We start from the raw sequence: 13,025 nt of genomic DNA, 5'->3' as shown, positions 1-13,025 counted from the left end.
CTCTGCATTATAAAAAATACAATTGATGTGCGCTTTGTCAGCCATTTAGCCTAGGGGTTTGCTATGAAGTACAGCACCACATTGCCCGCCAAAGCACTACCGTCTGCTGAAAAATATGACGGCAAAGGGCCAGAATATAAACGCCGCTTCCACGTGATGGCCAAGCCATCCGGCTCCACCTGTAACCTCGACTGTACCTACTGTTTCTACCTGTCAAAAGAGCAATTACTCCATCAGGACCGCCACACCGGGATGAGCGACGAGGTGCTCGAACAGTTTATTCGTCAGTACATCGACGGCCAGGATGGCGAGCAGGTGGTCTTCTCCTGGCAGGGCGGCGAACCGACCCTGATGGGACTCGAATTTTTCCAGAAAGTCGTGAAATTCCAGAAGCAATATAAGAAGCCGGATCAACGCATCGAAAACGATCTGCAGACCAACGGCGTATTGCTCAACGATAAATGGGCGGAATTTCTTAAAGAACATAAGTTTCTGGTGGGTATCTCGATTGATGGCCCACGAGAACTGCATGACCGCTATCGCATCACCCGCAGCGGCAAGCCCACCTTCGATAAAGTGATGGAAGGTGTCGCGGCCCTCAAACGCCACGGCGTACCGTTTAACGCGCTGGTGACCGTCAACCGCACCAACGCCCGCTTCCCGCTGGAAGTCTACCGCTTTATGACCCGCGAACTGGGTGCCACCTACGTCCAGTACAACCCTTGCGTTGAAGGCGTCGATTTTAAAAGCACCGCGCCGCAATTCTGGCAGGATGACTCGATCCCGGTAACCGGCAGCCGCCGCGCGCGTCCGGGGGATCTTGACTCCATCGTCACCGACTGGTCCGTCGACCCGGAAGACTGGGGTAAATTCCTGATTGCCACCTTTGAAGAGTGGGTTAACAACGATTTAGGCCGCGTACAGGTCAATCTGTTCGAGACCGCCGTCGCCCAGACCATGGGGATGCCGGCGCAAATCTGCACCGCCTCCGAGTTCTGCGGCAAGGGGCTGGCGATTGAGAAAAATGGTGACATCTTCTCCTGCGACCACTACGTCTACCCGGAATACCAGATTGGCAATATCGAGAACAGCAAGCTGGCGCACCTGGCGTTTTCTGAGCGTCAGCAGGCCTTTGGTATGGGGAAAAAAGACACCCTGCCGAAATACTGCAAAGAGTGCCCTTACCTCAAGCTGTGCTGGGGCGAATGCCCGAAAAACCGCCTGGTCCGCACCCCCGACGGTGAACTGGGCCTGAACTACCTCTGTCCGGGGATCAAAGCCTTCTTTAACTATGCAGAACCGATTCTGGTCGGCATCGCCACGCTGCTGAAACGTGATTTTACGGGAGTGAAAAAATGAACAGCAGAGACAAACTGCTTCAGCTTGAACAGCGCATGAACACTCAGGTACTGGGCCAGGAAGAGCTGGTACGCATGCTGCTGATCGCCCTGCTCTGCGACGGTCACGTCCTGCTGGAAGGGCTGCCCGGCCTCGCGAAGACCCGAGCGGTACGTGAACTGGCCCGCCACGTGGAAGGGGAATTTCGCCGCATTCAGTTCACCCCGGACCTGCTGCCGTCGGACATCACCGGCAGTGAGATCTACCAGCAAAATGCCACCCGCGAAGAGGACCAGTTCCGCTTCCGCCCCGGCCCGGTGTTTGGCAACATTATCCTCGCCGATGAGATTAACCGCGCCTCCGCCCGCGTCCAGTCAGCCCTGCTGGAGGCCATGGAAGAGCGCCACGTCACCGTCGCCGGCAAAAGCTGGGATCTTCCCGGCGTGTTTATGGTGCTCGCGACACAAAACCCGGTGGATCAGGAAGGCACCTGGCCGCTGCCGGAAGCCCAGCTTGACCGCTTCCTGATGAAAATCCTGGTCGACTACCCTTCTAAAGCCCAGGAACAACAGGTCATGCAGCTGGTGCGTGCCGAACAGCAGGCCAAATATCAGGCCCTGACTCACCAGCACAGCGCCAGCGCTGAAGCAACCCTGACCCTGTCGCAGCAGGAGATCGCCACCAGCTGGCAGGAGATTTCCACCGTGTACGTCGCGCCCACCGTGGAGGAGTACATCGTCAATCTGATTGATGCCACCCGCCATCCGCAGAACATCAGCGAAACCCTGGCGAGCTACATCAATATTGGCGTCAGCCCGCGCGGGACGCTGGCGCTGGAGCGTTGCGGCCGTGCCCACGCGTGGCTGGAAGGCCGGGATGCGGTACAGCCGGAGGATATCCGCCGGATCGCCCCGGCGGTGATCCGCCATCGTCTGATGCTGAGCTATCAGGCGAACGCCGATAACCGCAGCGCCGACGACGTGGTGACGATGCTGCTTGATGCAGTGGTGGCGTGATGAACACGCCTCTCAGCGTCGATCGGCAGACGCTGCTCGCGCTGATCAACGACGCACGGCTGATCGCCAACCCGCCGGGGCAGATCCCGCCCGGTGCGCTGGCGGGCGAGCGCACCTCAAAACAGCAGGGGCGCGGGCTTAATTTCGACAGCCTGCGACGCTACCAGCCGGGAGACGACGTGCGGCTGATTGACTGGCAGGCCACGGCCCGTCTGCGTTCCCCGTGGATACGTCTCTATAACGAAGAGCGCGAGCGCCCGGTCTTTTTGCTGGTCGATCAGCGGCTCGACATGTATTTCGCCACCCGCGGGCAGACCAAATCCGTCGTTGCCGCCAAAACCGCGGCGCTGCTCGCCTGGCGCAGCTTTCATGATGGCGATCGCATCGGCAGCCTGACCTTCAACGATACCGCGATGGCGTTACAGAAATGCCGCTCGCCGCGCACCACGCTGAATGCGATCCTCGACGATCTCCTGCATTACAACCAGCTTCTGCCGGCGCAGTATCCCACCGAGCCTGTGGCGACGGTGTCCCTCGCCGATGCCCTGCAGCGCGCCAGTACGGCGATCCCCAACGGCGCATGGGTGGCGGTACTGAGCGATTTTCACGATCTGAATAAAAACTGCGATGCGCTGCTGGCGGGACTGCGCCGCCGCTGCGAAGTCAGCGCCTTTGTGATCCTCGACGATCTGCACCTGCATCTGCCCGCATCTGGCTCGCTGGCCGCGAGCTATCAGGGAAATGAGGCGGCCTTTACGCTCTCCCCTGGCATGAAAGCAGACATTGAACAGAGCATCACCGCCCGCCTGGCCCGTCAGCAAAGCCGCCTGACGCGTCTGGGCATCAAGGTGAATCATCTGGTGGTGACGCAGGACCTGATAAAGCAGTTACAAAAGGGTATCTAGATGCTCGAGAAAGGTTTTACCGTCCCCGCGCTGTTACATCCGGCGCTGCCCCCGTCGGTCTCCTGGTTTCCACTGCCGCCGGGCTGGCTGGGGCTGGGCGCACTGCTGCTGGCGGCGCTGGCCATTTACCTCTTTTTTCGCCTCGCGCGCTGGCGCCGTAACCGCTGGCGGCGTGAAGCGCTCGCCGCGTTTGCTCTCCCCCACTCCGTTGACGGCTGGATGGCGTTGATCAAACAGATCCAGCTGGTGCATCAGCCGCGTAACGTGGTGAGCCACAGCCTGACCCCGGAATCACTGCTGGATCAGCTGCCGCTCGAAGCGGATCTGCAACAGACCCTGTGCCTGAAGTACTGCCAGCGCGATAACCGTCTCGAGAGCGAACAGGCGTCGCGATTACGCCAGCAGCTGACCCGCTGGCTGAAGGAGTTGCCTGATGTCTGAATTACTATCACGGATCGATTTTGCCTGGCCCTGGGCATGGCTGCTGCTATTGCTGCCGCTGCTTAGCCGCTACCTGATGCCGCAGGAAAAGCCGCAAAAATCCCACGTGCGCGTCCCGTTCCTGCCAGAGCTTATCAACGATCTGCAGCTCGACAGCCAGCCGGTGCGCGAAGGCTGGCTGCGCGGCGCGTTGTTCTGGCTGACGTGGGCACTGCTGGTCTGTGCGCTGGCGCGCCCGGAATACCTTGCTCCGCCGCAGCATATTCAAAAACCGATGCGCGATATGGTGCTGATCCTCGACGTCTCCGGCTCGATGGAAAAGAACGACGTGGCGGGCGGAATAACCCGTTTGCAGGCGGTGCAGGCATCGGTGCGCAAGTTTGTCGCCGCGCGTCAGTCCGACCGTATCGGGATGGTGATTTTCGCCAGCTCCGCCTGGCCGTTTGCGCCGGTGAGTGAAGATAAACAGGCGCTGAATATGCGTATCAACCAGCTGGCACCGGGCATGATTGGTCAGCAGACCGCCATCGGCGACGCGCTGGGCGTGGCGGTTAAGATGCTCGATCAAAGCCAGAATAAAGAGGCCAGCAAGCTGGCCATCCTGCTGACCGATGGCAACGACACCGCCTCGCAGCTCTCTCCTGCCCTCGCCGCCCAACTGGCAGCAGCGCACCATGTGCAGGTGCACACGATCGCCTTCGGCGACCTGCAAAGCCAGGGTGACGACAAAGTCGATCTGCCGCTGCTGCAAACCATCGCCAGCACCACCGGCGGCAAATCCTGGACCGCCGCGAACTCCGGCGCCGCCCTCGACAGCGTCTGGTCGGAAATTGACGCCATCACGCCGGTGCAGGTGAAAAGCATCGGCTGGTCCTGGCATCTGCCGCTGTTTGCCTGGCCGATGGGGCTGGCGATGTTGATTCTGCTGGGGCTGGCAGTGGGCCGACTGATTGCGGAGAAACGCCGATGAGCGACTTTCATTTTATCTATCCCTGGCGGCTCCTTGGACTGATCCTCGCGGCCGGGCTGTGGTTTATTCCCTGGGGGCAAACCAGCGCCTGGCAGCGGATCATGGAAAAGCCCTTCGCCCAGGCGCTGATCGTCGGGCGTCAGAAACGCCTGACCCAGGTACTGCCATGGCTGTTTGCCCTGGGGGTTATCGCGCTGGCCGGTCCCACCTGGCAGCGTGAATACCCGGCGGCGCTGACCCCGGAAAGCAACGTGATGGTGATCCTCCAGCAGGACCTGGCGATGTATGCCCAGGACCTGGCCCCCAGCCGCAATGCGCGGATGCAGAGCAAAATCAGCCAGCTGATGGAGAACTCGCCCGGCGCGCGCTATGGCATGGTGGTCTACAGCAATCAGGCGTTTGTCACCACGCCCCTGACCCAGGATCCACCGTTCTTCTCGCTGTTTTTACATGCGCAGGAACCCTCACTGATGCCCGAAGGGCCAGGCTCAGGGTTGCAGCAGGCCGTCGCCCTGGCGCAAAAAAATATGCCGGCCTCGCCGCGTAGCCTGATTCTGGTCGCCGATACCCTCTCCGCCGCCGACGCCGAATGGCTGAAGAAAAGCCCTGCGCCACTGCAAATCTGGGTACCCGGCACCGCCGCCGGCGGCCCACTGCCGGAGCGCTACGCCAGCCGCGGCATCGATACCCGCCTGAACGTCGCGCGTTTCAGCGATCTTCGCGATGCCGGTATTCCGGTGACCCTGGTCAGCAGCGACGACCGTGATTTGCAGGTGGTGCAGAGTCATATCCAGCAATCGATAACCCAGCAGAATAATACCCGCCACGACCTACACTGGAAAAACAGCGGCTGGTGGCTGGCGATACCGATGCTGGCGCTGCTGTTTTTCTGGCGACGCCAGCTTATCTGCCTGCTGTTTACCCTGCCGATGCTGTTCTGGTCTCCGCAAGGCGAAGCCGCATGGCTCGACGCCTGGGTCAGCCCGGATGTTCAGGGGCAGCATGCCTTCGAAAAGGGCGAGTACCAGAAGGCGGCGGAACATTTCCGTGACCCGCTGTGGCAGGGAATAGCCTGGTATCAGGCCGGAAACTACCCTGCCGCGACAGGCGCATTTCGCCGCGCGCCGCAAACCCCCGAGACGCTGCTGTGGACCGGCAACGCGCTGGCGCAGCAGAAGCAGTGGCAGGCGGCGCTGGATACCTACGACCAGGCGCTGAGCCTGCGACCGGACTGGAAGATGGCGCACGATAACCGCGAAAAAATCGCGCAGATCGTTATGCAACTGCGCCAGAAAGAGCGCGAGAGAGAGCAGGAGCAAGGCGATGATATGGACGACGGGCCGGATAAAGTGGTGAAAGACCTGAAAAAAGGCGAAGGCGTGAAGCAGAAAGATATCGGCGCCGTCGACAGCGCAGCGCCACAGCTCAATCAGTGGTTCGAGAATCTTCAGGTCTCCCCTTCCGGCCTGCTGGAAAGTCTGTACCGCAACGGCGCGCAGGAGACGACACCATGAGATACCTGTCAGCCCTGCTGCTCCCGGCACTGCTGCTGGCGATATCCCCCGCCCGGGCGGTGATGGATATTAGCCGTGAAATAGTCGCCCCCAGCCATGTCGCTCCCGGCCAGCCCATCACGGTCGCCGTGACCTTCTGGACCGACAGCTGGTTCAATCCCCCGCCGCAATGGCCAGATTTTGCGGTGCAGAATGGTGCGCTGCTCAATACTCCGCTCCCCAATCAGCTGCTTACCCGCCAGAAAGATGGCATCAGCTGGAGCGGCATTCGCCTTGAACGCCAGGTGATGACGTGGGATCAGAGTACGCTGCGGCTGCCCGCGGTGGATCTGACGCTCACTTCCGCCGGTCAGCCGCCGGTGACCGTCCATCTCGATGCGCTGGAGCAACCTGTGGCCTGGCCGCCGGGCGTTGAGCAGCCTGACCGCTTTTTGCCCGCGCGTCATCTGACCCTCAGCCAGAGCATCACCCAGTTCCATGCGGGGAACGATAAAACCCTGCGGGCCGGCGATGCCGTCGAACGGGTGGTGACGCTCCAGGCCGAAGACGTACTCCCGGCGCAGATCCCGCAGATCCTGTACGCCATCCCCGGAGACGGCAGCCAGCGGCTGGCGCCGGAGAACCGCTTTGACAAAGACGGACGGGGCGGAATTAACGGCGCGATACGCGTCGAACGGCTGCGCTATCTGCCGACCGATGCCGGCACCCTGACGCTACCGCCGGTGAAGCTGCGCTGGTGGGATACCGATCAGCAGCAGTGGCAGCTGGCGACCCTGCCGGGCCAGACTCTGAAAGTCGATAGCGCGCGCGCCGCCGGGAAAGAGTCGGCCCTCGAAGGACGTCGCGACGGCGAAAAATGGCAGATAGGCCTGATTGTGCTCACACTGATAGTGCTGGCCGCCGCAGGCTGGTTTGCCCGCCGACCGCTGCGCCAAAGCCTGGTCTGGTTGCTGCACCGCTGGCAGCGCTTCTGGTCCCCGGTGTCGCTCCCTGAATTAGCCCCTATGAACAGGAGAAAACAATGAAAAAAAACCTACTGGCCTGTGCCTTGCTGCTGGGATGCGCGACCGCCGCCCATGCCGACCCTCTTTCCGCCTGGAATGACACCGCGGCAAAACAGTCGATAGAGCAATGGGTGCAGCATGCCACGCAACAGGGTAGCCCCGATTTTATCCCGGCAGACAAACGCTACGTGGTATTTGATAACGACGGCACGCTGTGGCCAGAGGCGCCGCTGACCTTCCAGATCCAGTTCATTCTCGATGAAATTGTCCGTCAGGCTCCCGAGCACCCGGAGTGGAAACAGGACCCGCTGATCAACGCCGTGCTGACCAACGATCTCAAAACCGTAGTGAAAGCCGGCGATAAAGGGCTGATGAAGCTGCTGGCGCTAACCCACAGTGGGATCACCACCGACGAATTCGATCGCCGGGTCGCGACCTGGCTGGAAACGCATAACGATAAGCGTTTTGGCTGCCGCTACGATCGGATGGGCTATCAGCCAATGCGCCAGCTGCTTGATTATCTGCGCGAGAACGGCTTTAAAACCTGGATTATTTCCGGCGGCGGCATCGACTTTATGCGCGTGATGTCGCAGAAGATGTACGGGATCCCGCCTGAGCAGGTGGTCGGTTCATTTGCGCTGGGCGAATTTTCCCTGAGCGCTGACGGCACGCAAATCCGCAAGACCATGCAGGGTGCCTTTAATGACGATAAGGCCAACAAGCCGGTGGCGATCCATCTGTTTATGGGGCATCGCCCGGTCGCCGCCTTCGGTAACAGCGATGGCGACCTGCAGATGCTGCAATACGCCGCCGCCAATCCGGATTACAAAGCCTTCGGCCTGCTGGTACACCACACCGATGCGGCGCGCGAGTACGCCTACGACAGCCATCCGCCCGCCAGCGGCAAGCTGGTGGAGGCCCTGCCGGAAGCCAAAGCCAAGGGCTGGACGGTGGTCGATATGAAACAGGACTGGAAAACGGTCTTCGACCCGGCGCAGTGCCCGACGAAATAAGCTTCCCGCATAGCCTACATGCCAGCCCCTGCGGCTGGCATTCTACCCAACCGCCCTGAAGTGCCGTCTAGTAGTTCCACTTCGGCCTGGCCACCGTGTTCTTCTTCAGTAAATTACGAAACTCTTTCAGATACGGCTCGTTGCTGCGCCCGCGCTTGCAGATTGCCGAGAACGGCGACTGGAAACCAAACTCGTTGGGCAGCAGCACCCGCAGCCGGTTCTCTTTGATCCACGGCCAGGCATAGTGCTCGGGAAGATAACCGATATATTTCCCCGACAGGATCAGCAGCAGTTGTGCGTCGACGGTTTCGACGGTGGCGCTGCCTTTACTAAAGCCACGGCGGCGCAGGTCGCTGGTATTCCAGTAGCTGCGGGTCACCAGCGGACACTGGCTGATCTGGTCTTTATCGAGCTGGCGGCTGAAGAACATCGGATGCAGGTCGCTGCAGTAGAGCCAGTGCTGCTCGCGGTACAGCGGTTCGCTGATGATGTTATGCACCTGGGAGTTATAGCTGCCGATCGCCAAATCAATATGGTTGTTCAGCACGCCGTTCAGCTGCTCCGCCGGAGTGCGGATAATCAGCTTGATATGCACATGGGGAAACTTATCGCTGAAGCTGCGCAGCACCACCGGCAGCGACAGCGCGGTTTCGGTTTCGATCGAGTCCAGCGTCGAGATGCAAATGGTGCCGCTGTGTTCGCCCTTCAGCAGCGACGACTGGCGCTCCAGCTCGTTCAGCTCGCTGAGCACCCGAATCGCCTGCTGTAAAAACTGCTGACCTTTCTCGGTCAGGGCAAAGCCCCCGCGCCCGCGCTGACACAGGCTGAACCCGAGCTGTGTCTCCAGCTGGGACATGGCGTTGCTGATCGCCGATACCGAAATCCCCAGCTCCTGCTGGGCCCGGCTATAGCTCTCAAGGCGGGCCACCGCCTCAAAAACCTGTAGTTGTCGAATGTTAAGGCTGCCGTCGTTAAGCATATTTAGTTCACCAATAAATGAACTAAGTATTTACAGCAGACGATTTAAAGTCCAGCCCATCTTTCGCACTATCTCCCTGTCGAGCATTTGTGTATCAGATCCAGGAGCTGAAATGGATAACGTCTTTCATCAACCACAGGGTGGCAACGAGATGCCACGTTTTGGCGGCCGCGCAACCATGATGCGCCTGCCGTTTATTGAAGATTTACAGGGACTTGATGCGGCATTCGTGGGCATCCCGTTGGATATCGGTACCTCCCAGCGCGCCGGAACCCGCTACGGGCCGCGCTATATCCGTACCGAATCGGTGATGATTCGCCCCTACAACATGGCGACCGGCGCGGCGCCTTTTGAATCCTTATCGGTTGCCGATATCGGTGACGTGCCGATCAACACCTACAGCCTGCTGAAATCGGTGCAGATTATCGAGGATTACTACACGGGATTAAATAGTTTCCCGCTGATCCCGCTGACCCTCGGCGGCGACCACACCATCACCCTGCCGATTCTGCGCGCCCTGACCAAGAAACACGGCCCGGTCGGATTGATTCATGTGGATGCCCATACCGACACCAACGATGAGATGTTCGGGGAAAAAATCGCCCACGGCACCACCTTCCGCCGCGCGGTGGAAGAGGGTCTGCTGGACCTCAAACGGGTAGTGCAGATTGGTCAGCGCGCCCAGGGCTATGCCGCCGGCGACTTCCAGTGGGGCGTCGACCAGGGCTTCCGTCTGGTGCAGGCGGAACAGTGCTGGCACAAATCCCTGGCCCCGCTGATGGCCGAAGTGCGTGAGCAGATGGGCGATGGCCCGGTCTATCTGAGCTTTGATATCGACAGCCTCGATCCGATCTGGGCGCCCGGTACCGGAACGCCGGAAGTCGGCGGTCTGACCTCCATTCAGGCGCTGGAAATCGTCCGCGGCTGCCGCGGCCTTAACCTGATTGGCTGCGATCTGGTTGAAGTCTCGCCGCCCTACGACGTCAGCGGCAATACCTCGCAACTGGCCGCTAACCTGCTGTACGAAATGCTCTGCGTGCTGCCCGGCGTGAAATACCCATAAGGAGCCAGACCATGCAACTCAAGGTTTTTCGCACGCTCTGGGGTGTCACCGCCCCGTGGCAACAAACGCTCAGCGAACTGAAAGCGGTCGGCTGCTGCGGCATCGAGGCTCGCGTCCCGCTAACCAGCGACGCACGCCAGACGCTGGCCCAACAGTTGCACGAGTCTGCGCTGGAGTACATCGCCATCGTCTTCAGCGGCGGCGGCGTGATCCCGGCCCAGGCCGAAACGCCGCAGCAGCATCTCGAGCGCTTAAAAAGCCGCTTTGATGAGGCAAAGTCGCTGACCCCGCGCTTCGTCAATCTGCTGGCCGGCAACGACCGCTGGCCGCTGGCGCAGCAGGTGGATTTTCTCGGCAAAGCCCACGAGCTGGCGGCGACATACGAGCTGACCTGCAGCTTCGAAACCCACCGCGCCACCTCGTTGTACAGCCCGTGGCTGACCCTCGAGATTATTGCCCAGTTGCCACAGCTGCGATTTACCGCCGACATCAGCCACTGGATTGTGGTCAGCGAACGTCTGCTGGATGACCCTTGCGATGATTTCAGCGCTTTTATCGACCGCGTGCACCACACCCAGGCTCGCGCCGGTTATGACCAGGGGCCGCAGGTGCCTCACCCGGCGGCGCCGGAATATCGCGCCGCGCTGGATTTCCAGCAGCGCATCTGGCTGCAAATCTGGCACTCGCAGCGCCAGCGCGGCTATCAGCACACCACGCTGACCCCTGAGTTTGGCCCCGATGGCTATCTCCATCATCTGCCGTTCACCAACGTCCCGGTCGCCGACCTGTGGTCGCTGAACGCGTGGATGGCAACCCGGCAACAACAGCAGTTTGCCGACTTTTTATCCCTCACCGACAAGGAGCTTTAGAGATGAGCGTTGCAAAAAGTTCTTTCACTGAATTACCGACCATTAATATCAGCGCTCTTCTTAGCGACGATCTTGCCGAGCGCCAGACCGTAGCGGATGAAATAGGCCAGGCCGCGCGTGAAGTTGGCTTTTTCTATATTACCGGCCACGGCATTGCCCCGGAGCTGATCGCCGGGGTCCGCAGCGCCGCCAAAGAGCTGTTCGCCCTGCCGATGGATCAAAAAATGCAGTACTACATCGGCCGTTCAGCCAGCCACAAAGGCTATGTTCCGGAAGGGGAAGAGATCTATGGCTCCGGCAAACCGGACCATAAAGAGGCCTTTGATATTGGTTTTCAGGCCGCCGCCGACCATCCGTTCGTGCTGGCCGGTACGCCGCTGATTGGCGCCAACGAGTGGCCGGAGCTGACCGAGTTTCAGTCGCGGGTGCTGGCCTATTACGAGGCGGTATTCGCCCTTGGTCATCGCCTGTTTGACGCCTTTGCCCTCGCCCTGGGTCTGCCGGAAGGCTACTTCAAAGAGATGGTCACCTGCCCGCCGGCAAAACTGCGCCTGATCCACTATCCCTTTGATGCCAGTGCCGAAGATGTTCCCGGTATTGGTGCACACACCGATTACGAGTGCTTCACCCTGCTGCTCGCTGACCAGCCGGGCCTTGAAGTGCTGAATGAAGATAGCGTCTGGATCGATGCGCCGCCGCAGAAGAACGCCGCAGAAGAAGAGGCGTTCGTGATCAATATTGGCGACATGCTGGAAGTACTGAGCGCTGGCACATTTGTTGCTACAGCACACCGGGTTCGCAAGGTGCCGCAGGAACGCTACTCCTTCCCGCTGTTTTTCGCCTGCGATTACCACACGCTGATCCGCCCGCTGCCGACCTTTTTGGCCGCCGGGGAAGCCGGCGAATACCAGGAATTAAGCATCGGCGAACATATGTGGAGCCAGGCGCTGCAAACCTATCGCTACCTGCGCGAGAAAGTCACTAAAGGCGAACTGCAGCTGCCGGAGCGCGCCCGCGGCACCAACACCTTTGGTCACCTGAAAAAACAAGCACAGCAAAAAACCGTTAATAACCCGTGAGGATAAATGATGAAAAAAACGCTTAAGAAGTTCTCGCGCCGTGTGGCTTTAGCTATCGCCGTCACCGCCTGTTTTTCCCCGCTGACCCAGGCCGCAGAGCTGCTGACCGATGGCGTCTTTAAAGTGGGCATGGAGGTTACCTATCCGCCGTTTGAATCTTACGACAGCAACAACAACATCGTTGGCCTCGACCCGGATTTTGCCGCGCTGATTGCCGAGCAGCTGAAAGCCAAACCGCAGCTGATCGATACCAAATTCACCAGCCTGATTTTAGGTATTGGTAAGAAGTACGACGCGGTGATCTCCGGGATGTACATCACCCCGGAACGCCTGAAACAGGCCGATGCAATCCCGTATGCCCTCTCCGGCGCGGCAATCATTGCCCTCAAGAGCGGCGATGTGCAGCCAAAAACGGAAGATGATTTGTGTGGCGTGAAGGTGGGCCTGCAGCAGGGAACCTCGTGGGTGACCAGCCTGAAAACCCACTCTGATGAGTACTGCCTGAAAAACGGCAAACCAGCGATTAGCATTTCGGAGTTCCCGACCTCGCCGGAAGTCTCCCAGGCCCTGCTGTCGAAAAATATCAGCGCGCAGGTCGAAATCGCCCCGGCGGCGCAGATCATCGTCGATAAAAGCCGTGGCCGCCTGGCCATCAGCTCCACGCGACTGGTGTATCCATTACCGCTGGGAATTTATGTCGCCAAAGGCAATAGCGAACTGGTGACCGCCATTAAATCGGCGCTGGCCACCTTAAAAGCCAACGGCAAATATGACGCCATCATCAAGAAATACAATTTAGAACGCATCGATTAATACAATAAAGCCATAAGAAAC

At 59.8% G+C, this 13,025-nt stretch carries 13 protein-coding genes; 12 read left to right on the top strand and 1 reads right to left on the bottom strand.

What is annotated here, in order from left to right:
* Nucleotides 1-63: 63 nt before the first annotated feature.
* From EDF82_RS17915 to EDF82_RS17880, 8 genes are read left to right on the top strand one after another with little or no spacing between them, the layout of a single operon-like run.
* Entirely contained in the window at nt 64-1,359 is a 1,296-nt protein-coding gene (locus tag EDF82_RS17915) for an anaerobic sulfatase maturase (protein ID WP_123756859.1), read from the top strand.
* Nucleotides 1,356-2,354 (top strand): MoxR family ATPase, encoded by a 999-nt coding sequence (locus EDF82_RS17910; RefSeq protein WP_123756858.1) that lies wholly within the window; start codon nt 1,356-1,358, stop codon nt 2,352-2,354. Before EDF82_RS17915 ends, EDF82_RS17910 begins: the two co-directional genes overlap by 4 nt.
* A complete protein-coding gene (locus EDF82_RS17905) occupies nt 2,354-3,259 on the top strand; it encodes a DUF58 domain-containing protein (protein ID WP_123756857.1) in 906 nt (301 codons plus the stop codon). The genes EDF82_RS17910 and EDF82_RS17905 overlap by 1 nt, the downstream gene beginning before the upstream one ends.
* Nucleotides 3,260-3,700 (top strand): DUF4381 family protein, encoded by a 441-nt coding sequence (locus EDF82_RS17900; RefSeq protein WP_123756856.1) that lies wholly within the window; start codon nt 3,260-3,262, stop codon nt 3,698-3,700.
* A complete protein-coding gene (locus tag EDF82_RS17895; protein ID WP_123756855.1) occupies nt 3,693-4,670 on the top strand; it encodes a VWA domain-containing protein in 978 nt (325 codons plus the stop codon). The genes EDF82_RS17900 and EDF82_RS17895 overlap by 8 nt, the downstream gene beginning before the upstream one ends.
* Nucleotides 4,667-6,184, top strand: coding sequence for a tetratricopeptide repeat protein (locus EDF82_RS17890; RefSeq protein WP_123756854.1), 1,518 nt, complete (start codon nt 4,667-4,669; stop codon nt 6,182-6,184). Before EDF82_RS17895 ends, EDF82_RS17890 begins: the two co-directional genes overlap by 4 nt.
* The gene (locus EDF82_RS17885) at nt 6,181-7,209 is read left to right on the top strand and encodes a BatD family protein (protein ID WP_199733702.1); all 1,029 of its coding nucleotides are present in this window, start codon (nt 6,181-6,183) and stop codon (nt 7,207-7,209) included. The genes EDF82_RS17890 and EDF82_RS17885 overlap by 4 nt, the downstream gene beginning before the upstream one ends.
* Nucleotides 7,206-8,201 (top strand): HAD family phosphatase, encoded by a 996-nt coding sequence (locus tag EDF82_RS17880; RefSeq protein WP_123756853.1) that lies wholly within the window; start codon nt 7,206-7,208, stop codon nt 8,199-8,201. The genes EDF82_RS17885 and EDF82_RS17880 overlap by 4 nt, the downstream gene beginning before the upstream one ends.
* A 67-nt stretch (nt 8,202-8,268) precedes the next feature.
* Here the strand turns inward: EDF82_RS17880 and EDF82_RS17875 are convergent, their stop codons facing one another.
* Nucleotides 8,269-9,180 carry a LysR family transcriptional regulator gene (locus tag EDF82_RS17875; protein ID WP_123756852.1) on the bottom strand — a complete coding sequence of 304 codons (912 nt, stop codon included), beginning with the start codon at nt 9,178-9,180 and terminating at the stop codon, nt 8,269-8,271.
* 112 nt (nt 9,181-9,292) lie between these two features.
* Between EDF82_RS17875 and speB the strand changes: the two genes are divergently transcribed.
* The 4 genes from speB to EDF82_RS17855 are packed head-to-tail and all read left to right on the top strand — an operon-like array spanning nt 9,293 to nt 13,004.
* On the top strand, nt 9,293-10,243 hold the full coding sequence (gene speB, locus EDF82_RS17870; protein WP_123756851.1) for an agmatinase: 951 nt from the start codon (nt 9,293-9,295) through the stop codon (nt 10,241-10,243).
* Between the two features lie 11 nt (nt 10,244-10,254).
* The gene (locus EDF82_RS17865; protein ID WP_123756850.1) at nt 10,255-11,112 is read left to right on the top strand and encodes a sugar phosphate isomerase/epimerase; all 858 of its coding nucleotides are present in this window, start codon (nt 10,255-10,257) and stop codon (nt 11,110-11,112) included.
* A 2-nt stretch (nt 11,113-11,114) separates the two neighbouring features.
* Nucleotides 11,115-12,191: an isopenicillin N synthase family oxygenase gene (locus tag EDF82_RS17860; RefSeq protein ID WP_123756849.1), complete on the top strand. Its 1,077-nt coding sequence runs from the start codon at nt 11,115-11,117 to the stop codon at nt 12,189-12,191.
* A 9-nt stretch (nt 12,192-12,200) separates the two neighbouring features.
* Entirely contained in the window at nt 12,201-13,004 is an 804-nt protein-coding gene (locus EDF82_RS17855; protein WP_123756848.1) for an ABC transporter substrate-binding protein, read from the top strand.
* The last annotated feature ends 21 nt before the right edge of the window (nt 13,005-13,025 follow it).

It is taken from the genome of Klebsiella sp. BIGb0399, from assembly GCF_003752615.1.
GTDB lineage: Bacteria > Pseudomonadota > Gammaproteobacteria > Enterobacterales > Enterobacteriaceae > Klebsiella > Klebsiella lignicola.
The sequence above is the reverse complement of the archived record's forward strand: the minus strand, read 5'-3'. Positions and strand labels throughout refer to the sequence as shown.